Origin of the sequence: Rouxiella silvae, from assembly GCF_002093625.1 — a bacterium.
In the GTDB taxonomy this organism is placed as follows: domain Bacteria; phylum Pseudomonadota; class Gammaproteobacteria; order Enterobacterales; family Enterobacteriaceae; genus Rouxiella; species Rouxiella silvae.
The window spans coordinates 1-20442 of the sequence record NZ_MRWD01000028.1 but is presented as its reverse complement, the minus strand read 5'-3'; the positions used below and the strand labels follow the sequence as shown (position 1 = coordinate 20442).

Annotated in this window: 16 protein-coding genes; 5 read left to right on the top strand and 11 right to left on the bottom strand. The window is 51.2% G+C overall.

Annotated features, from left to right (window positions below):
• Position 1: 1 nt before the first annotated feature.
• Positions 2-1543, bottom strand: coding sequence for a YchO/YchP family invasin (locus BS639_RS12795; RefSeq protein WP_082457317.1), 1542 nt, complete (start codon positions 1541-1543; stop codon positions 2-4).
• 511 nt (positions 1544-2054) lie between these two features.
• Here BS639_RS12795 and BS639_RS12790 point away from each other — a divergent pair.
• The 3 genes from BS639_RS12790 to BS639_RS12780 are packed head-to-tail and all read left to right on the top strand — an operon-like array spanning position 2055 to position 5847.
• Positions 2055-2825, top strand: a complete 771-nt coding sequence (locus tag BS639_RS12790; protein WP_055770774.1) for a gluconate 2-dehydrogenase subunit 3 family protein — start codon at positions 2055-2057, stop codon at positions 2823-2825.
• 26 nt (positions 2826-2851) lie between these two features.
• Positions 2852-4615 carry a GMC family oxidoreductase gene (locus tag BS639_RS12785; protein WP_055770773.1) on the top strand — a complete coding sequence of 588 codons (1764 nt, stop codon included), beginning with the start codon at positions 2852-2854 and terminating at the stop codon, positions 4613-4615.
• Positions 4612-5847, top strand: coding sequence for a c-type cytochrome (locus BS639_RS12780; protein WP_084983246.1), 1236 nt, complete (start codon positions 4612-4614; stop codon positions 5845-5847). The genes BS639_RS12785 and BS639_RS12780 overlap by 4 nt, the downstream gene beginning before the upstream one ends.
• Positions 5848-5903: 56 nt before the next feature.
• Here BS639_RS12780 and BS639_RS12775 read toward each other — a convergent pair whose 3' ends face one another.
• The 9 genes from BS639_RS12775 to dgcN form a co-directional block, all read right to left on the bottom strand.
• Entirely contained in the window at positions 5904-6797 is an 894-nt protein-coding gene (locus BS639_RS12775; protein WP_084983245.1) for a LysR family transcriptional regulator, read from the bottom strand.
• A gap of 221 nt (positions 6798-7018) precedes the next feature.
• Positions 7019-7840, bottom strand: a complete 822-nt coding sequence (locus tag BS639_RS12770; protein ID WP_055770764.1) for a M55 family metallopeptidase — start codon at positions 7838-7840, stop codon at positions 7019-7021.
• A gap of 64 nt (positions 7841-7904) precedes the next feature.
• Positions 7905-8966 (bottom strand): DmpA family aminopeptidase, encoded by a 1062-nt coding sequence (locus BS639_RS12765; RefSeq protein WP_084983244.1) that lies wholly within the window; start codon positions 8964-8966, stop codon positions 7905-7907.
• 135 nt (positions 8967-9101) lie between these two features.
• Positions 9102-10016, bottom strand: coding sequence for an ABC transporter permease subunit (locus BS639_RS12760; RefSeq protein WP_084983243.1), 915 nt, complete (start codon positions 10014-10016; stop codon positions 9102-9104).
• An 8-nt stretch (positions 10017-10024) separates the two neighbouring features.
• Complete coding sequence (locus tag BS639_RS12755; protein WP_055770753.1) at positions 10025-10945, bottom strand: ABC transporter permease; 921 nt, start codon at positions 10943-10945, stop codon at positions 10025-10027.
• A 139-nt stretch (positions 10946-11084) separates the two neighbouring features.
• On the bottom strand, positions 11085-12629 hold the full coding sequence (locus BS639_RS12750) for a glutathione ABC transporter substrate-binding protein (RefSeq protein ID WP_055770750.1): 1545 nt from the start codon (positions 12627-12629) through the stop codon (positions 11085-11087).
• 28 nt (positions 12630-12657) lie between these two features.
• The gene (locus tag BS639_RS12745) at positions 12658-14562 is read right to left on the bottom strand and encodes an ABC transporter ATP-binding protein (RefSeq protein ID WP_228779625.1); all 1905 of its coding nucleotides are present in this window, start codon (positions 14560-14562) and stop codon (positions 12658-12660) included.
• Positions 14563-14592: 30 nt separating this feature from the next.
• Complete coding sequence (gene dgcA, locus BS639_RS12740; protein ID WP_055770744.1) at positions 14593-15558, bottom strand: N-acetyl-D-Glu racemase DgcA; 966 nt, start codon at positions 15556-15558, stop codon at positions 14593-14595.
• Entirely contained in the window at positions 15555-16568 is a 1014-nt protein-coding gene (gene dgcN / locus BS639_RS12735) for an N-acetyltransferase DgcN (RefSeq protein ID WP_084983242.1), read from the bottom strand. The genes dgcA and dgcN overlap by 4 nt, the downstream gene beginning before the upstream one ends.
• A gap of 256 nt (positions 16569-16824) precedes the next feature.
• Here dgcN and BS639_RS12730 point away from each other — a divergent pair, with 256 nt between their 5' ends.
• Positions 16825-17736: a hypothetical protein gene (locus BS639_RS12730; RefSeq protein WP_084983241.1), complete on the top strand. Its 912-nt coding sequence runs from the start codon at positions 16825-16827 to the stop codon at positions 17734-17736.
• Positions 17737-17860: 124 nt separating this feature from the next.
• On the top strand, positions 17861-18745 hold the full coding sequence (locus tag BS639_RS12725) for a hypothetical protein (RefSeq protein ID WP_139804095.1): 885 nt from the start codon (positions 17861-17863) through the stop codon (positions 18743-18745).
• A 128-nt stretch (positions 18746-18873) separates the two neighbouring features.
• Here the strand turns inward: BS639_RS12725 and BS639_RS12720 are convergent, their stop codons facing one another.
• On the bottom strand, positions 18874-19977 hold the full coding sequence (locus BS639_RS12720) for a porin (RefSeq protein WP_084983239.1): 1104 nt from the start codon (positions 19975-19977) through the stop codon (positions 18874-18876).
• Between the last annotated feature and the right edge of the window lie 465 nt (positions 19978-20442).

Here is a 20442-nt window from a genome sequence, read left to right as displayed (position 1 = left end):
ATCAGTTATCAGCGTTGTCATCATGGTCGAAACTCAGGTTGTACTGGGGAGAACTGGCGCTGAGCGGTGGCGGAACGGTAAGCGTTATCCAGTTTGAAGTGACGTTCTGCTGCTTGCTGTCAACCGCCGTCACCGACAGACGATAACTGTTGTTTGCTCCTGGGCTGTCGTCCCATTTGGGCACAATCACCGTCCAACCGTCGGGATTACTGTTGGTCTTCGCCGAGGTCAGACTCAGCGCCTGCGTGTCACCCTGCCAGCTCAGTGCCTGAATTTTATTAACCGCCCGAATGTCCAGTTTTAGCGGCAGGCTCTCGCCCGGCTGTAGAGTCCAAGGCGGCGTGGCCAAATATACCGACAGCGTTTTGCGCTGACGGAATTCCAGCACTGGAATATTATTTCTGTCTACTACATCAAAACGGCTTCCGCGCAGTGAATGGCTGTCTGCCACGTAGTCCGATGAAAGCTGCTGACTTAGCGGCACGCCAATTTTATAGGTCAACGACAGTTGAAGCAGATCCTGATTATCACCGCTTTGCCCCTGTTGCCGCTCGGCGCTAACCGTTAACAATGGCACCGGCGTGTAATTCACCCCCAGCGACAGCGCGGAAGGATTGCTTTGATAATTGCCATCGCCGAACAAATCCACCCGATCGCCGCGGTATTGCTCATAGCTAAGGGTGGCACCAATTTGGCGATAAAAAGGCAGATAGGCGCGGGTACGAATATCATATCCTGCCGCCATGCGTCGCAGCGTTGCCGAGCCTTGAGACTCAGGGCGATAACCGGAAATGGGTTGGTAGTAGTTGGCGGAAAAATGCAGATAATCGGTCCAGGCTTCAGCGCCTACGCTGCCGCGTTTTAATTCACTCACAAAATCATCATCGAGAAAGGCGTTATAACCCAGCATCCATGCGCCATGCGACCAGCGCTGCCCGAGGCCAAAGTTACCCACGTCGGCATTACTAAGGTGTTGAATACCAATTTGACTATAGGTTAACAGGGTTTTACTCAGGTATAGCGGGCTGAGCAGCGAGGCTGAACTGCCGCTCAGATTGCCTCCGGTCACGTCAAAATTAATCGTGGTAGTGCCCAGTGGGGAAAGCAGACTGGAGGTTTCCTGCTTCACCAATCGCGCAGCCTGCTGCATGGCCAGCGTTTCAGCCTGCTCGCGTAATGGATCGTCGCTGCCGCTCGCCGTACTGTCTTCACCAAACTGTTTTAGCGTTGTTGCCACCCTCGTCTCGAAAGCCATACTTTGCGCGGCAAGCCCATTATTCACATTGCTCCCGAGATCAGGCAAGGCGTTAGGGCTTACCTCTCCCGCAGCACTGTTAAAAGGAGAATTGGCTGCAGACGCTGGCGCAGAGTAGTCAATACCGGGATTGAGGGTGAGGGCCGAGTCGCTAATAAACGCTTGAGCGCTCAGGGGATAAAAGACACAGTTTAGCGCTATGCCGATTATTGCGCTGTTCAAAGACAGCGCCAAGGGGCAAAAGGTGTGCCTACCAGAATTTATATTTTTTTTTGTGACGTCGGTCATAGTCCACACATTTATCTATTAAGCGTTGATCTTACCGGACGAGGCCAGAAATTCAAGTATCAGGGCAGATTCATTAACTATAATTTCTGAAAAAAGGTGTGAGGAGTGTTGCAATTCGTGTGATTTTTTAGAGGTGCAAATTACCGCTTGCATTATGTTTCAACGCGGATTGGTAACCCGTTTTCAAATCAACAGTAACCCTATCAATTTAAATACTTTTCCTTCCTGCTTATCTTGATTTTACACCCCCCAGTCATGGTATTAAAAACACCAAAAAACACTAATTACACACATGAATTACATAGAAATAACATAAATATACATTTCATTTACAATGCTAAATATCCTATTCTTCCTTAGTAACAGTGAGGGATTACGCCACCCGACTGAGTTTTTTACCGCTCAGAAAGCCATCCCTTTTTTCTTTTATGAAATAAACGCACTTCCCTACTTATATCAATGTGTTGAAAACGCTGCATCTGCTGCGTTTATAAATAAACAGGGGAACAAGATGAGCAAAAAAACCTTGCCGGGCATCACTCGTCGGCAAATTCTAACGTTTTCAGCCGCATCCGCCGTTCTCGGCGCGGCAAAGGCGGCCAACGCCGTCAGCCTTAAAGGTACGCCTACCTGGAGTCCTTTTGACAGCAGTCCTCCTCCGCAAATTGAAACCGATGGCTGGGTATTCTTTAACGATGCTGAAGCGGCGGCCCTCGAAGCCATTGTTGACCGACTCATTCCAGCCGACAATCTCAGCATCGGCGGTAAAGAAGCGGGCTGTGCGGTCTTTATTGACCGCCAGATGGTCGGGTTCTATGGCACCTATGAGCGTCTTTACATGCAGGGCCCTTTCCAGCCAGGCACGCCGGAACAGGGCGACCAGTCACCCTTAGTACCGCAGCAGCGCTATCGCATCGGACTTGCTGCCCTTGAAGAGTACACCCAGAAAAATTTTAAAAAATCCTTTAAGGACTTGAGCGGTGACCAGCAAGACGAGGTGCTCTCCGGTCTGGAAAGTGGAAAAATTGACCTTAATGCATCCAGTTTTAAGAACCCGATCGACTCTACACTGTTTTTCGCCATTGTGCTGAAAAACACCATGGAGGGTTTCTTTGCTGATCCTATTTACGGCGGTAATCGCAACATGGTCTCGTGGAAGATGCTCGGATTTCCGGGCGCGCGCTACGACTACCGCGAATACATCGGCAAGCATAACCAAAAACTGGATCTCGAACCTCTCAGCATCTCCGGCGGCGATGCGTGGAAGGTATCAAAAAGCTAAGGGCCACGGCTTAAGGACATCATATTATGGCGAAGAAACTCCCCAAGACCGACGTGGTCGTCATTGGTCTCGGCTGGGCCGGATCGATTATTGCGCACGAGCTGACTGAAGCAGGCCTCGACGTGGTGGCGATTGAGCGCGGCCCGTGGCGCGATACCGCGCGTGATTTTAATATCGCAACCGTTGCTGACGAGCTGCGCTACAACACCCGTGAGGAGTTGATGCTGCGCAACCGTCAAAACACCATTACTATTCGTAATAATCCCTCGCAAACTGCGCTACCCATGCGCGAATGGGGTTCGTTCCACCCAGGCAACGGCACCGGCGGAGCGGGCAACCACTGGGCGGGAATTACCTTCCGCTTCCAGCCAAACGAATTTAGGTTACGCAGCTATCTGCTGGAAAAATACGGCGCCAAAGAAATGCCTTCCGAGCTGGTTCTGCAAGACTGGGGCACGGACTGGAGCGAAATGGAGCCGCACTACGCCTCGTTTGAACGCCTAGCCGGCGTTTCGGGCAAGGCGGCCAACGTTAATGGAGAGCATCATGAAGGCGGCAATCCTTTCGAAGGGATGCGCTCCATTGAGTACCCTACTCGCCCAATGGACCAACCCTACGGCCCCACGCTGTTTGCTGAAGCAGCCCGCAATATGGGCTATAAAGCCTTCCCAGTGCCTTCTTCGCTTATTTCCGAGCCTTACACTAACCCACTCGGCGTGAAAATGGGCCCTTGTACCTTCTGCGGTTTTTGCACCAACTACGGCTGCGCAAACTATTCGAAAGCCAGTGCCATCACTACGGTTCTGCCTGCCTTGATCCGTAAGAACAATTTTGAAGCGCGCACCAGCTGTGAAGTGATGAAAGTGGTGATGGACTCAAGCGGTAAAAAGGCCACCGGCGTTATCTATATCGACTCCTCCGGCGATGAGTGGGAACAGCCCGCGGAACTGGTGGTGGTTAGCGCCTATACCTTTGAAAACGTGCGCCTGATGCTGCTGTCTGGCGTCGGTAAGCCTTATGATCCGGTGAGCAATACCGGCACCACCGGCCGCAACTATGCCTACCAAACTGCCAACGGCGTGCAGCTGTTCTTTGACGACAAAAACTTTAACCCGTTTATTGGCGCTGGTGCCGTCGGAATGGGGATTGACGAATATAACAACGATAACTTTGACCACAGCGGGCTTGGCTTCTTCGGCGGCGGCAGTATTCGCGTCACGCCGATTGGCGCGGCCCCTATTGGCTACCGACCGGTGCCGCCGGGTACACCAAAATGGGGCAAAGAGTGGAAGCAGGCGACAGTCAAAAACTATTTGAGCAGTATGTCGATAGGCTGCGAGGCCAGCAGTTACACTATACGCACCAACTATCTTTCGCTCGATCCGACCTATAAAGATCCGCTGGGACGCCCGCTGCTGCGCGTGACCTTCGACTTTCCGCAGAACGACTTGAAAATGGCGCAATACTGCACCGATAAGGTGGGTGAGATCGCCAAAGCAATGAATCCGCGTCAGTACGTTGAAAGCCCCACTAAGGGGCACTGGAACGGGACGCCTTACCAGTCTTCACACGTTTGCGGCGGTTTTGTTATGGGGGCTGACCCCTCGACCAGTTCGGTAAATAAATATCTGCAAGTGTGGGACGTGCCTAACCTGTTTGTGGTTGGCGCTTCTGCCTTCCCGCAAAACCCAGGCTATAACCCAACCGGCACCGTCGGTGCACTGGCGTTCAAAGCGGCCGAAGCCATTCGTGAGCGCTATCTTAAAAATCCTGGGGAGATGATTGCATGAAAAAACTGAGGTCATTCTCTCTGGCACTGCTGGCGCTGGGCGTTAGCACGTTGGCTCAAGCCGGTGGCAATGGGGACTATTCACAGGTTGAGCGCGGACGTTATCTGGCGGTGCTGGGCGACTGTGCAGCCTGTCATACTTCCAGCGTGGAAGGCAGCAAACCTTTTGCCGGTGGCGTAGCGCTACAAACACCGTTTGGCGTGCTAATGGGCGCCAATATTACCCCCGATCCAGATACCGGAATTGGCAAATGGACCTTTGATGATTTTCAACGCGCCATGTCAGAAGGCGTAGGCCATGATGGGATCAGACTGTATGGTGCGATGCCTTTTACCGCCTATACCAAGGTGACGAAAGCAGACAACCGGGCGATTTGGGAATACCTGCAAACCCTACAGCCGGTGCATAACGCGGTGCAAACCAATCAACTCCCCTTCCCGTTCAACCTTCGTACCAGCCTTATCGCCTGGAACTGGATTAACTTTGATCAAGGCGCGTTCATTCCCGATTTGAAGAAGTCCGCTGATTGGAACCGCGGCGCGTATATCGTTGAGGGGCTGGGACACTGCGGCACCTGTCACACGCCGAAAAATCTGCTCGGCGGGGACAAAAATAGCGAGTTTCTGCGAGGTGCCGTGGTTGAAGGCTGGATGGCTCCGGACATCACCGTCAATAACCATACAGGTCTGGGGAAATGGACGATTGAAGATATTACCGCCTACCTCAAAACTGGCTCAAACCGCTTCGATATGGCGTCGGGCCCGATGGCCGAGGAGGTTAAAAATTCGTCGAACCTGTGGACCGATGCAGACTTGAAGGCGGTGGCGGTTTATCTTAAGGACAGCGGCCACGACAGTGGGGCAAAGGCCCCTGAACCGATAAAAACCAATGACAGCAGCATGATCGCCGGGAAAGCAATTTATGCTGACCGCTGTTCTGCGTGTCATACGCCTAACGGCGCGGGTCAGGAAGGGTTATTCCCACGGCTGGCGAACTCGCCGCTCATTGTCAGTGATAATGCGACCTCGCTTATCCACGTGGTGCTGGCCGGCAGTCGTCCTGTGGATACCCAGGCTGCACCCACTGCGCCTGGCATGCCGTCGTTTGCTGGCAGTATGAGCGACGCCGACGTGGCAAACGTGTTGACTTACATTCGCAATAGCTGGGGCAACTCGGCAGCGGCGGTCAGCAGCAGTGACGTGAAGAACATGCGGAAAAACCTGCGCGAGTAATATGACCGGAAAACACCCTAAGGGCGCGGTAATGCGCCCTTATTTTTTATCTGCCACTATCCCGCAATGTGCTCACTCAACTCCCACAACTTATGACGAATAAGCTGCTGCAGCGCCAAACCAACCTGTGACTGAGGCTGGTCGCGGCGGCTGAGTAAAATCACCTCAAAAGGCAGCGTTTCAACCACAGGGACAATGTTGAGCTGATGAATGTAGCGCTGTGCGGTAAAGGTGTCGACCACGCCAACCCCGCCACCGGCCAAGACCATATCGGCAATAACCGAATAGGTTTTAATGTGCACGGAAGCTCGCGGGGTGAGGCCCTGTTCGCGCAATACCCGATTGAGCACCTGCCCGAGCGGGTCCTGCTGTTGGAGCATCAGTAAATTATTTTCACTCAGCCACTTTAGTGTCACCGGCCCTTCAATAGGGCAATCAAGCGGCAGCAGGGCGACCATGTTGGCAGAGTAAAGGGTTTCAGAAACCAGTTCGGCAGAAACCTGCTCGCCAAACGCCAAGGCAAAATCCATTTTGTACTGGATGAGGTCCTGACTGAGGGTATTGAAATGTCCGGTCACCAGTTCGACCGTACCCGCGGGCATTTTTCGGTGAAAATCCACCAGCACCGGTGCCATCACGCTGTGGCCCAAGGCATGAGCAGAGCCAATTCTCACATGTTGACCTTCTCCCTGGCGCAGCTGGTCGGCTAGAAATCCAATCGCCTGAATATGGCTAAAAAGTGCCTCGACCTCCGGCATCAGTCGGCGGCCTTCCGGCGTGACTATCAGCCCCTGCGGGGTACGGTCAAACAGGGTAAATCCCAGTTGCTGCTCAGCATGACTTAGCACCCGACTGACGTTGGGCTGCGACACATTGAGCAAGCGCGCCGCGCCACTCACGCTGCCGGCCTGCAATACAGCCTGAAACACTTCAATATGACGCAAACGCATGCTGCCCTTCCCTGTGGGTGACGGATATCTCCTGCACTATCAGTGCGGGCAGAAGAAAAAGGTAGCGCACGGAGTTGGTGTGAAGTGAAGGGGCCCCACACGACTTGCAACGCTCAAACTATGTCACCCCATTTTAGCCGTTGCACTGCCCTTATCAACATGAATATAAGCGGGTTGATTAGGCTCATGGCTGTAAAAATAAAAATGAAAACGCCCGATTCTCACTTCTGCGTGGACGCCAGATAGGAGAACGCGCCGAGCAGGCTAATGATTGCCGCTACGTTCGGGCTGCTGTAACCGACGGTAATGCCATCAATACGCTCAACGCCGGGTATCATGCAAAACAGATCGGCCAACACGGGTTTAGCCACCATCAACTCCAGCCTGAACGGAGAACCAAAGCGACGTTCAACGTTTTTATGTGCTTTTTTCAGCATTTTTTCCGCCTGTCGCCGAATTTTTTCGCGTGCCACCTCAGGACTGAGTGACTCGGCGGCATTGGCAGAAATCGCGCGTTTTACACACACATAATTGACGTCAGGATAGTGCCGCCCTACCCACTGCTCCAACTGGTCGTCACCGGTCACCAACCACAGCGGAACGTTCAGTTCGGCACCGAGTGCGGCATAGAGATCCGTTTCACCCATTAGGCTGCCATTGAGTTTGATGCGGTAAAAAGCACGGCCATTAATAGTGTGCGCCAGCACTCCCTTCTCTCCGGCGGCACTGTGGAAACCTACAAACATCATGCCGTCGTAACCGCCCTGTTGCAGTCCTTCGAGCATCGATAAACCGCGCGGTTTACCCTGCACCAGTCGTGCTCGTGGGTCGATATTAGCGGCGCGCAGGTTCTGCATCATCGCGTGGCTGTCGGCGACCACCACGTCGGTTGCACCTGCGTCAAACGCACCGCCGATGGCCGCATTGACCTCTTGCTCCATCAGTCCACGGGCGGTTTCATACTCAACATTGCCGGGACTGCATTGTTCAGGCCGCATGACCCCTGCAATACCCTCTATATCGGCCGAAATAAATACTTTCATCGGTGCTCTCTTTTGATTGTCACTGTAGATTGTCGGATGACTTTATCGATTCAAACTGTCGACTCTACAAACCGGGGGCGGCCAGGCTATCCAGAACTACGCTCAGACCTAAACGACTGTGCTGCTGATAACCCACCACCGTTTCGGCAGCCAGCATGGCATCCAGAACGGCCTGTTCCGTTGCGTCGGCCGCCATCGCCAGCAGCGGCTCAAGCTGCTCATCAGGCAACAGTTCGCCCTCGCGGCAGGTAGAAAATGCCACGGCTATATCACCCGATCCGTGGCCCCAATAGCTGCCCAGTCGGCCAAGCCCCGCACCCGCACGACGGGCAATCCGGGTCAGTTGGCGACTGTCGAGATAGCGATCGCAGGCCATGATGATAATGATTGAACCGGCATCAACCTGCGGCGCCAGTTCGGGCAGTAGGCGTTCAATATCAGCGCCGATGCGCACGCCATCGAGAGTCAGTTCCGACAACACGCCAAAGTTGGCTAAAACCAGCACCCCAAGTTGAGTACCCTGTTTTTCATCACGACGCGACGCCGTGCCGATGCCGCCTTTAAGGCCAAAGCAGCTCATGCCACGTCCCGCCCCCACGCTTCCGCGCGCAAAGTGTTCAGTGGCCGATAGCAAGGCATCCAGCACATTTTGCTCACCGACGGCCATCGCTTGAATGTCGTTTAGGAATGCATCATTACACTCCAGCACCAGTGGATTTACCGTGGCGCTGCCTCTGCCAATCTGTGGGAAATCGGTGCAGCTCTTTCTCACCATCGCGTTAAACAACGTACCGACGGCAAAGGTGTTGCTCAGTAAAATCGGCGTTTGCAACTCGCCAAGTTCCATTATTTGCGTCAGCCCCATCGGCTTGGCAAAACCGTTCAATACCGCCGCACCACAGGGTAAAGGGTGGGTATAAAGATTATCGCCAGGAGGCACAATGGCCGTGACCCCAGTCTGAATATCGCCGTCGCGCAGCGTGCTATGCCCCACAATCACCCCCGCCACGTCGCTGATACTGTTGGTAGCACCTGTCGCAAAACGTGGGGTAAATATCAGCCGCTTTTCACGCCAGCGGTTCAACAAGGCATCCACGCCTCGCCGGTTAAAATCATCTGAAAACATTTCACATCCCTTTATGCAATCACCTAAGGCATTGACGCTGCGGCTAGCGAGTGCGTACCCAGGAGCTGACTCAAGTCAGGGATCGAGGTAAGCGAGCGCAGCCAACGCCGGTGCCGTGTTAATGACGACAGTGATCTATTTTTTCAGTTTAGGGTCGAGCGTATCGCGTAATGCATCACCCAGCAGGTTAAACGCCAGCACGGTCAAAAATATCGCCAGCCCCGGAAATACGCTGACGTTCCATTTACCAGCCATCATCATATTGCGGCTCATCGCCAGAATATTGCCCCACTCCGGCACGTCCGGCTCAGGCCCTAAACCGATGAAACTGAGACTGGCGGCGGTCAGAATACTGGTACCGATGCGCATGGTGAAATAGACAATCACGTTCGACAAGGTGCCGGGAAGAATGTGGCGCAGCAGCACGACGCGATCTGGCGCACCGACGCAGCGCACTGCCTCGACATAAGCACTTTGCTTAATCGACAGCGTCGAGGCACGCACAATGCGGGCAAATACCGGCACGCTAAATACCGCCACCGCAATAATCACGTTATTCAAACCTGGGCCAAGAATGGCGACCACGGCAATGGCCAGCATCACGCCGGGAAACGCGAACAGCACGTCAGACCCGCGCATAATCAGCATATCGAGCCATTTTCCGTAGTAACCGGCCAGTAGCCCGAGGAAAACGCCTAGCACCATGCCCAAAGTAACTGACAGCAATCCGACGTACAGGGAAATGCGTGCACCATAAATAATGCGGCTAAGCACGTCACGTCCGAGGTCATCGGTGCCAAACCAGTGTGCGGCAGAGGGGCCGGCACCCAAGGCCATCCAGTCAGGTACCTGCGGATCGTAAGGCGCAATCCACGGTGCAAATATTGCCACCAGCAGCAGAAAAAAAATAAAAATAGAGGAGATAATCGCCATCGGATGGCGAACAAAAGACTGGAGAAAATCCACCCATGGAGCCTGAATATCATCGTCCGAACGGCTGGCGACATTGGCAGGGTCCAACGGCGGCAGGGTATTAGCGGGCTGAACCATTTTCGCTCCTAACTCAGTCTGATGGACGGGTTAACCACTGCATAAAGCAGGTCGACCAGCGTATTAATGACAATAAATTCAAATACAAACAGCATCACCAGTGCTTGAATTACCGGTTGGTCCTGCGTTTGAATCGACTGAATAAGTAGCCATCCCAGACCGGGCCAGCTGAACACGGCCTCAACGATAATCGAACCGCCAAGCAGGAATCCAAACTGCAGTCCAAGCATGGTAATAACCGGGATCAGCGCATTGCGCATCACATGTTTCCAGGTCACTAACCGCGAACGCAGCCCTTTGGCATTGGCGGTGCGCACATAGTCCTCCTGCGCCACGTCGAGAAATGCCGACCGAGTAAAACGTGCCATCACGGCGGCCACCGAGGACCCCAGCGTAATAGCGGGCAAAATAATGTCGGTTGGTTTTGTAAAGCCGCTAACTGAAAAAATCCCGAACGGCATGGCCACAAACTGTATTAACAGCAACCCAAGCCAAAACGGCGGCATTGAAATCCCCCCGATGGCGAAGGTCATCAGCGTCCAGTCCTGCCATTTTCCGCGCTTAAGCGCCGCCCAAACGCCAATAACCAACCCCAAGACCACCGACCAGGCAAAACCGGCCATCGCGAGATACAAGGTGGGCATAAAACCCGCTTCTATCACGCTCATCACCGGCTGGCGTGTGCGGTAAGTGGTGCCCAAATCGCCGTGAAATACCCCGCTTATCCAGCGCCAATACTGCGCGGGTAGCGGTGCGTTTAAACCAAGCAGTTGCCGCGCTGACTCTACCTGCTCAAGTGAGGCGTCCTGACCGGCATAAATGCGCGCAGGGTCACCCGGCAGCAGCTTGATAAAACCAAATATAAGTAATGACACCACCAGTAAAACCGGGATCATTTCCAGTATCCGGCGAATAAAATACGTCAGCATAAAGTCTCATTCCCCGCTCAATAAACGATACCCAAAAGCATTCACAATGCAGGGTCACGGGCAGAAAATCCTGCCCGTATTTTTCTCGAACAAACCGCGCTTTTTTTAGCATTGGCCCGCCGTTGGGGCCGCGATAGTGTTACTTAAACTGCGCCTGATTAAACAACAGCGTGCCGTCTGCCAGCATAAATACGCCGGACAAATCCTTAGTTTTCCCCACCAGATTGTCAGGAGAACCGAGATAGGCCACCGGTGCATCGGCCCACAGCAGCTTTTGTGCGTCATCATAGGCGGCTTTGCGTTTGCTCATATCCGCCGTTTGCAGCCCGGCAGCAATGTCAGCATCTACGGCTTTGTTGCTGTAGTAAGAAACGTTGTAGCCTTTCGGAATAAAGGACTCGGTGGCAAACAGCGGACGCAGCGCCCAGTCCGCATCGCCGGTCGACGTTGACCATGCGCCGTAGTACATCTGCACCTTGGCATCGGCCGGATTCGGCGTGCTCCACAGTTTTTGCGTGATGCTTCCCGCGTCCATTGGCACCTGCTTAACGCGCACACCAATCAGCCCCAACTGCTGTTTGATAAACTGGCCGGTACGAATGCGGTCAGTCTTGTTTGAGCTCCACATTTCAACGTCGAAGCCGTTGGGATAGCCCGCCTCTTTCAGCAACGCTTTCGCTTTGGCAATGTTGTAGCTGTAGTCAGGTGAGGTTTGTTTCTGATAGAACTGAACGTTTTTCGGCAATGGCGAAGTTGAAGGCTCGCCCAGTCCGGCGAACCCGACCTTCAACCACAAATTGCGGTCGATGGCGTAGTTAATCGCCTGACGCACGCGCACATCTTTAAACTCTTTCATTTGAGTGTTGAAAGCGATGTAATAAAGATAGATACCCGCGTCGCTTTGGATATCGAGTTTGGGATCACTTTTCACCGTATCAACCAAGTCCGAAGGCAGCGGATACACCGCCTGCACCGCACCAGACTTCAGCTTCGCCACCTGAGTGGAGTCTTCTGGCGTGGGATAGAAAGTCACCGAGTCAACTTTTGGCCAACCCTTTTGCCAGTAGTTGTCATATTTCACCAGCTTGACGTCTTTACCCTGCTGCCATTCAACAAATTTGAATGGCCCGGTGCCGACAGGATGCACACTCAGATCAGCTTCGTTTGGATAAGCTTTCAAAGAAGCCGGGCTGTGCATCACCGCAGACGGGTGTGCCAAGGTGTTAATCATCGCGCCAAACGGCTTGTTGAGAGTGATTTTCACCTGATAAGGCGAGGTCACTTCCACAGTTTGGATCATGCTGAACAGGCCGTTACGCTTCAGATGATTGGCTGGATTAGCCAGTCTGTCGAGGTTAACTTTTACCGCTTCGGCATTAAACGGCGTTCCGTCTTGGAAGGTCACGCCCTGACGCAGGTTTATGGTGAATTCAGTGGCAGAATCGTTGCTGGTATAGTCAGTCGCCAGCACCGGGATCACTTTCATTTTGTTATCAAATTCAAACAGGCGCTGGAAAATACCGGTCTGGACCGAATAACTCAGGGTGTCCGTGGTGTCATGCGGGTCAAAGCCCGTGACATCCGCGTACATCGAAATACTGAGATCTTTGGCAAACGCCGAGCTGCTGAAGCAAAGCGCCAGGCTGGCGGCCAGCAAAGTTTTGCGATTTAACATCGAATGCATGTACTTCTCCTGTGAGTGTCCCGAAAATTTAAAAAACAGCGACCCAATGGTGATTATCTACCTGACGGTATTTCACTTTTTCTACTTGTAACCCTGCCGGATGGACCGGCGACTTCACTTCAGTGTCATCAAAACTGCGCGCGGCCCTTTTGGTAGGGTCGGCAATCGGCACAGAATTGAGTAAACGTTGGGTATAGGGATGCTGCGGATTGCTAAAAATGGCGTCGCGCGGGCCGATTTCGACAATTTGTCCGAGGTACATCACTGCCACACGGTTGGCAATGCGTTCAACCACGGCCATATCGTGAGAGATAAACAACCAGGCAACGCCGGTATCGCGTTGCAGGTCCATCATCAAATTAACCACCTGCGCCTGAATGGAAACATCCAGCGCTGAAACGGCTTCATCAGCAATAATGACCTGCGGTTTAAGCGCCATCGCGCGGGCAATGGCAATTCGCTGCCGCTGTCCGCCCGAAAATTCGTGGGGATAACGGCGGGCGACTGAAGGTTCCAGCCCAACGCTTTTAAGCAGGTTATTTACGGTTGGCGTAGCATCTGCCAGCGAACGGGCAAGGCCGTGCAGCAACAGCGGTTCAGCAATAGAAAAACCGACCGTAAGACGCGGATTGAGTGAGGCATAGGGGTCTTGAAATACCATTTGAATCTGCCGCCGCACTGCCTGAAAAGGTTTGTCGCGTAGCAGGGTAATTTCTTTGCCTTCAAGATGAATACTTTCTGATTCACTGCCGACCAGTCGCAGAATGGCGCGACCGGTGGTGGATTTTCCGCAGCCGCTTTCTCCCACCAGCGCCAGCGTTTCACCCGGCCAGATGGAGAAGTCAACCTGTTCAACTGCGTGCACTTCCTGAGAAATACGCGACAAAATTCCTGAGCGAATCGGATAACACACCCGCAGCCCGCGCACGTCAAGCAGCGGCGCCACGCTGTAGTCGGCGGTGGTTTGGTCACCAGCGGACAGAGGCAGCTGAACGTCGGGAAGAGGCTCGCCTTCTTTATGGATCAGTGGGAAACGGCGCGGCCAAGGCAGACCGCTCATGTCGCCCAACTTGGGTACGGCGGCTAACAGGGCGCGCGTATAAGGATGCTGCGCATGGGCAAAAATTTGCTCCACACTGCCCTCTTCGACCACTTCACCGTGGTACATCACCACCACGCGGTCGGCAATTTCTGCCACAACCCCCATATCGTGAGTGATAAACAGCACCGCCATATCAGAGCCGCGCTGAAGGTCACGCAGGATCTGTAAAATCCGCGCCTGAACGGTGACGTCCAGCGCGGTGGTCGGCTCGTCGGCAATCAACAGCGCGGGAGAACAGGCCAGCGCCTGAGCAATCATTACGCGCTGGCGCATACCGCCGGAGAGTTCATGCGGATAACACTTTAAAATTCGTTCAATGTCAGGAATGCGCACCTGCTTTAAAAGCTCATGCGCCTTGACCATGGCTTCTGCTTTGTTACAGATGCCATGGTCAATCAGGCCTTCCGTTAACTGGTCGCCCACCCGCAATACCGGATTGAGCGAGGTCATTGGCTCCTGAAAAATCATCGACATTTCCTGACCGCGCATTTTACGACGCGCCTCAGGGCCTATCTTCACCAGAGAGTGTTTCACTCCGCTGCGAGTGGTGAAATCAATGCTGCCACCGTCGATTTTCGCCGAATCGGCCAGCAGTCCCATAATGCTTAATGACGTGACGGATTTACCCGAACCGCTTTCGCCGACGACGGCCACCACTTCCCCTTTATTAATAGAAAAAGAGACGCCTTTGAGTGCCTGAGTCTTGCCACGTCGGCCGTTAAAACTCACCGACAAATCCTTTACCTGAAGAATGGGCCTGTTGCGGCTTTCCGACAGCGACGGGTCTACAGACTCGGTTGAGGGCGCCTCACTAACGGGCATTTCAGTCATCAAAAGCGTACTCCTTTATTATCATGAGGTTTAAAGCCAAACTTCACCTTGCTGGTAACGCAGCGCGGGTTGATAGTCCTCGGCAAGCCAAATCGGCCCGTCGAGATCCACACGTTCCGCCTGAACCGCCACTGGCAGCGCCGCTTCCATGGCCAGCGAAGAGCCGAGCATGCAGCCGACCATCAAACGCAGTCCTAATGCTTTGGCCTCAGTCGCCATGGCCAGCGCTTCAGTCAGCCCACCGCATTTATCGAGTTTGATGTTGATCATCTCGTAGCGGTCGCGCAGTCCGGCAATATCGGCGCGCTGATGGCAGCTTTCATCGGCGCAGACAGGAATAGGATGCAAACAACGCACCAAGTCTTTATCGTTACCCGCAGGTAAGGGTTGTTCAATCATCGCAATGTTGAATTCATGCAGCGCCTGGAATAGGCTGTCGAGATCCAGCCCCAACCAGGCTTCGTTGGCGTCAATCACCAGAGTAACCTGTGGTGCGGCATGACGTATGGCCGCCACTTTCTCAATGATCTGCTCGCGGTTAAGCTTGATTTTGAGCAGTTTTGCACCACGAGAAACGGCATCTGCCGCTGCATTTGCCATATTCTCCAGCGTATCAAGACTCAGCGTTTCGGCGGTGATCACGCTTTCAGGGGCTTGCATATCAAGCAGTTGCCAAACCGATTTGCCCTGTTTTGCAGCATCCAGACGCCACATTGCACAATCGAGCGCATTTCGCGCCGAACCCATTGGCAACGCCTGCTGCAGTGCCTCGCGGGTTAAACCAGATTCAACCTGTGCACGAATGCTTTCCAGCTGTTCGCAAACGCTTTCCGCCGACTCCTGATAATGTGCCGTTGGGGTACACTCGCCCATGGCGATAATCTCGCCGTCGGTCAGTGTGACTCGCACCACCGTTACGGCCGTTCTCACGCCGCGCGAGATGGCAAAAGGACGGGCTAGCGGCAGCTCAACGGCCTGAAAATCAAATTTGATCATAAACCACGATCCTTGATGGCCTGTGCCAGTTCGCGAATGCCAAAACGCACCGGGTCGGTAGCAGGAACGCCAAACTCACGGCTGATTTCAGCCAGTGCCGCCTTAGCCTCAGCTTCATCAACGCCGGAAGTATTCAGAGAGAAACCGGCAAGCTGTACGCCGGGATTGGTTAGGCTGGCGGCGGCCAGATTGGTGTCTACACACTGTTTCAGGGTCGGCATAAACTGGTGCGGCAGGTGGCGCATGTGTTGACGACCCAGCTCATGGCACATCACCAACAGGTGTGCCTGTGCGCCGTGGATCAAACCCATGCTCACGCCGGCAAATGACGGATGATAAAGTGAGCCTTGACCTTCAATGATGTCCCAATGGTCTTCTTCATTGGCAGGGGAAAGCGATTCCACCGCACCGGAAATAAAGTCGGCAATGACAGCATCAATGGCAATACCGGCACCGGCAACCAGCACGCCGGTTTGTCCGGTAGCACGAAAATCAGCCTTCATGCCGATATCGCGCATTGCTGATTCTAACGCCAGCGAGGTATACATTTTGCCGACAGAGCAGTCTGTGCCGACGGTTAGAATTCTTTTTCCGCTGCGCTTTTTGCCGCTGCCCACGTCAAGCTCTGGACGCATGTGCCGTACGTCGAACAGCTGTACGCTGTGCTCGGCGGCTAGCTCGACCAACTCAGGAATATCGTTCAAGCCCTGATGCAATCCGTTAGCCACGTTCAAACCGGCGCGAATAGCGGTTTTAATTGATTCAATCCAGTGAGCGGGCAGCTTGCCACCGGCATTCGCAGTTCCCAATACCATCGTTTTTGCACCACAGGCCTTCGCCGTGGCGATATCCATCTCTTTCAGCCCCAGAGAAACCGAATCGGTAGCCAGACGAATTTGGCCGACGCAGGACTCTGGACGAAAGACGTGGATGCCGCGCGCCGTTTTCGCCGCCAGTGGATCCATGACGTCACCTAAAAATAACAGGTAGGGCATTGGGATTTGTTGCATGAGTTTCTCTCGTCAATAGTTGTAGGGGGTAGCAACCTGCGTTGCCTGACACCCTGACTATTCCACGACTTGCCCCCCCCCGCGAATACTTGTTTGGTCACAGGGTATAACCCTAGGTTATGGGTGCTGTAATAGCAGGTTTAATGCGCTTGACCCGCATGGATATTTTTCAATTTATAATTCAGCGAATTGTATTCTTCGGATAAACACAAACCTGTGAAAATAACGGCTCATTTATTTACCAAAGGTTTTTATTATGTTTTCTGTCTTAAAGCCCTCCTTGTCTTTGCCTGTTAAGGCTATTGCAACCCCTGATGAGCAGGCAGCGTCTTCTACATTATTCACGGAATGTTTCAAGGCAACCATTAACAGTCATCAGATAATGATGAGTAACGAAATACAGACTTTTTCAAAAATCGTAAAAAAGAAAAACAGCACACCGTCAAAAGGTAAATCTTTAACAAGTATTTTTAACAATGGAGACTTACTTTACGGATTCACATCAAACAGAGATGAGTACGCGCGTGATCCACTTTTAATGCTTAAGCTTATTAAAACACCTTATGAAATAGATGCTTATTTAATTCGCAATAATAGCTATGTTACCGCGCCTTTTGAAGACCAAGGTTTTTTAGCTGAATGCACTGTGTATCGATTAAAAGAGCACAGGGTTTGCAGCGAAGATTTTAAAAATAATCTCGTCGAGATGTTTAATTCATTTGTTTCGCCCAATGAAATTAAAGATAAAATAATAAAAGAGTTTCCTTTCCCGCATTGGGAGAAATTCTTATCCCTTAATAAGATTGAGAGGTTCAATGTAGGCACTATTTTCGCAAAAAGTTTCACTGACATAAAAATAAAACACCATGACAATAGACGTAATTTCATCATGCAAGTCGCTAAAAGCATGAGTAAAGGCGGCATTGAAATGGCGATTGTAGATGATTCATTAAAAGTGCATTTTTTACTGGATGACATAGACTTCAGTTTAGTCGTCAATAAAAGTAAACCTGCGATTACGGCTTCCGAATTACGTTATGCATTTCGAAATAAAGACAAGCTGGCAGGAAAGGTCTATTTTTATGAAAAAGGGAAAGTTGTTGCCCCTCCCTGGGAGCAAGACCCGATGCTGTGGGCGAGCTACAGGCCGGCGAGTGTGAAGCCATAACAATAATGAAGACTCTTAAAACGGGCATTTCCAATTTTGCTTGGACGTGAATATAATTAATACTAAACAAGCCTGCCATTAAAACATCGACTGTATAACGCACAGTTATTTGAGAACATGTACCATGAATCCAGTTAATAATACCCAACCGTCCACAAGCGTGAAATGCATCAGCGAAGGTAACACCCTATTTCCTTCTGGTAAGATGCAAAATTTCATAACAAATTACTCAAACAATGTTAATAATGTCAGGACTAATAAACCATCAATGCCCATAGCGTGGCAAGATTTTGAAGAAAATTATCATAAAGGGGATTTAATATATGGTTTAATGGGGCCAAGAACTCACTGTACTAGCATCTTGCGCCCATGTGGAATGTTAAAAAACTCTGCTTATACTATTGACGCATATATAGCGGCCATGGAAAATCAAATATGTAAACCCTTGCGAGATCATAAATACATAAAAACATTTAAGCGACTTGAACGCAATGCAACGGAAGAAAAAATTGACGTAATAAGACAATCATTAAGCAGAAAATATAACTCTCTCGTCTCATTTGATAAAACCGTTGCGCAGCAATATAAAATCAATCCCTATCATCATTGGAAAACTTTTCTATCACTAGAAAGAAACACCAAGTTTAATACGGGTAATATATTAGCCAAAAGTATTTACTATACAGATTGTGACTCACCACTGAATGATAATTTCATTACAGAGTACCTTAAAACTAAATGTAAGAGTGGACTGCAAATGGCCATGATGGATGACAAAATAAAAATACACTTCTTACTTGATGATATCAGTGACACTTGGGTTGTTTATAAGTATTTAGAGAGCTATACCAGCTCTGAATTGAGATTTGCCTTTAGAAATAGAACAGCACTCACCGGCAAAATATTTTTCTACAACAAAGGGCGCCAAGTTGCCCCTCCCTGGGAGCAAAACTCAACGCTGTGGGAAGAATATCATCCAAAATCAAGTGAGAGCAATCCATCAGCTTGAATTACGTACCCGTTATCTGCGCCGCCAACAGATGATCAAAAAAAGGCAGAGCCAATTGGCCCTGCCTTTGAGATTACCTTTTTCAGACACAGATAAGGGTAATACGATGACTCTGACGTCTTTAAGACTTAGAAACGGTAGGTCAAGCTGACGGTAGTGACGTCTTTCTTGTTGCCGCCCAGTTTGCTTGCATCGCTGTCACTCAGAGTGTTGATTTTGTAGTCAACGTAGGTGTACATGTTTTTGTTGAAGTAGTAGTACGCACCCACAGAGACATATTTGTAGAGGTAAGCATCGCCTACGCCTTCAACGTCTTTCGCTTTGTTAGTCACATAGCCCACTGATGGACGGAAGCCATTCAGGAACTGGTACTGTGCAACAGCTTCAAAGATCTGAGTTTTGTTAGCAAAACCAGAAATGCCGTTTGCAGTGATGCTGGTCTGCTTACGGGTTTGTTCAACCATAGTAGCCAGATAGAACTGGTTAGCATCGTATTTCAGCGCTGCAGACCATGCAGAGGCTTCGTCACCGCCGCCGATCGCTGCCGCTGACTGTGCATTGGTACGGTCAGAGCGTGAACCTGCGATAACCGCGCCGATGCCGGTGCCGCCGATGTCTTCGTAGCTCAGAGACGCGCCATAACCGTCACCGTTTGCACGGCTGGTTGGGCGTGAAGAAGTCGTTACGCTAGTCGCTTCGTTTTTGCCCTGGTACTGCAATGCGAAGTTAAGACCGTCAACCAGGCCGAAGAAGCCTTTGTTACGGTAAGTTGCCAGACCGCTTGAACGACCCACCATGAAGTTGTCGGTGTAACCTGAGTCACCGCCGTATTCTGGCAGCATGTCGGTGTAGCCGATAGCGTCGTACACTACGCCGTAGTTACGGCCGTAGTCGAATGAACCGTATTGCGCGAATTTCAGACCGGCGAAACCAAGACGGGTTTTGTTGCCGCTCAGCGCGTCTGCACCTTCTGAATTGCTCAGGCTATTTTGATATTCCCACTGGCCATAACCGGTCAGCATATCATTAATTTTGGTCTGGCCCTTAAAGCCTAAACGCATATAAGAACCGTCACCGTTATTGCTGGTGCCGTTACTGAAATAGTGTTTGCCGTTAACGCGGCCATACAGATCCAGCTGGTTGCCATCTTTGTTATAAATCTCTGCGGCACTTGCACCAGTGGTTACAACAATTAAAGAGACCGCTACGGCCAAAACACTGCGCTTCATCATTATTTAAGTTCCTAGAATTTTTTATATAGGTTTCCCGTGCCAAATTTTAATATCAGGCTGCGAGTTTCTTAATATTTATAATTGCTGCTATCTGTAAATCGAATCGAACCTTAGCACTAAGCACGAAAAGTTAAAATGAAAAAGTTCGCCTCGATTAGTTAAGTTATCGAAAAGATATGTAACTAAATATTTCCATCGTCGGTTTGTAACTTACTGATTTAATGCATTTTTTGCATAACGTATTGCACCAAAATGGTGCGAAGTGCTTTTCGGGTGCAAAATACTTAAAGAAACGTATTTTTAATGTGCTGTAGGCCACGTTTTTCAAAGCATTTTTTTCTGTTAACAATCATTAAAATAATTAAATGAGAAATAGATCACTTGCCTTTAAAAAGTGCATAGCAGAGTAAGTGTTTTTAAGGTTTTCGGTTTATATGCAAAATCCACGCAAGTTAAGACGCGATT

Bases quoted from the DNA above. Each gene is read 5' to 3' on its own strand.
- BS639_RS12795 (WP_082457317.1), bottom strand. From the start codon at position 1,543: ATGACCGACGTCACAAAAAAAAATATAAATTCTGGTAGGCACACCTTT.
- BS639_RS12790 (WP_055770774.1), top strand. From the start codon at position 2,055: ATGAGCAAAAAAACCTTGCCGGGCATCACTCGTCGGCAAATTCTAACG.
- BS639_RS12785 (WP_055770773.1), top strand. From the start codon at position 2,852: ATGGCGAAGAAACTCCCCAAGACCGACGTGGTCGTCATTGGTCTCGGC.
- BS639_RS12780 (WP_084983246.1), top strand. From the start codon at position 4,612: ATGAAAAAACTGAGGTCATTCTCTCTGGCACTGCTGGCGCTGGGCGTT.
- BS639_RS12775 (WP_084983245.1), bottom strand. From the start codon at position 6,797: ATGCGTTTGCGTCATATTGAAGTGTTTCAGGCTGTATTGCAGGCCGGC.
- BS639_RS12770 (WP_055770764.1), bottom strand. From the start codon at position 7,840: ATGAAAGTATTTATTTCGGCCGATATAGAGGGTATTGCAGGGGTCATG.
- BS639_RS12765 (WP_084983244.1), bottom strand. From the start codon at position 8,966: ATGTTTTCAGATGATTTTAACCGGCGAGGCGTGGATGCCTTGTTGAAC.
- BS639_RS12760 (WP_084983243.1), bottom strand. From the start codon at position 10,016: ATGGTTCAGCCCGCTAATACCCTGCCGCCGTTGGACCCTGCCAATGTC.
- BS639_RS12755 (WP_055770753.1), bottom strand. From the start codon at position 10,945: ATGCTGACGTATTTTATTCGCCGGATACTGGAAATGATCCCGGTTTTA.
- BS639_RS12750 (WP_055770750.1), bottom strand. From the start codon at position 12,629: ATGCATTCGATGTTAAATCGCAAAACTTTGCTGGCCGCCAGCCTGGCG.
- BS639_RS12745 (WP_228779625.1), bottom strand. From the start codon at position 14,562: ATGACTGAAATGCCCGTTAGTGAGGCGCCCTCAACCGAGTCTGTAGAC.
- dgcA (WP_055770744.1), bottom strand. From the start codon at position 15,558: ATGATCAAATTTGATTTTCAGGCCGTTGAGCTGCCGCTAGCCCGTCCT.
- dgcN (WP_084983242.1), bottom strand. From the start codon at position 16,568: ATGCAACAAATCCCAATGCCCTACCTGTTATTTTTAGGTGACGTCATG.
- BS639_RS12730 (WP_084983241.1), top strand. From the start codon at position 16,825: ATGTTTTCTGTCTTAAAGCCCTCCTTGTCTTTGCCTGTTAAGGCTATT.
- BS639_RS12725 (WP_139804095.1), top strand. From the start codon at position 17,861: ATGAATCCAGTTAATAATACCCAACCGTCCACAAGCGTGAAATGCATC.
- BS639_RS12720 (WP_084983239.1), bottom strand. From the start codon at position 19,977: ATGATGAAGCGCAGTGTTTTGGCCGTAGCGGTCTCTTTAATTGTTGTA.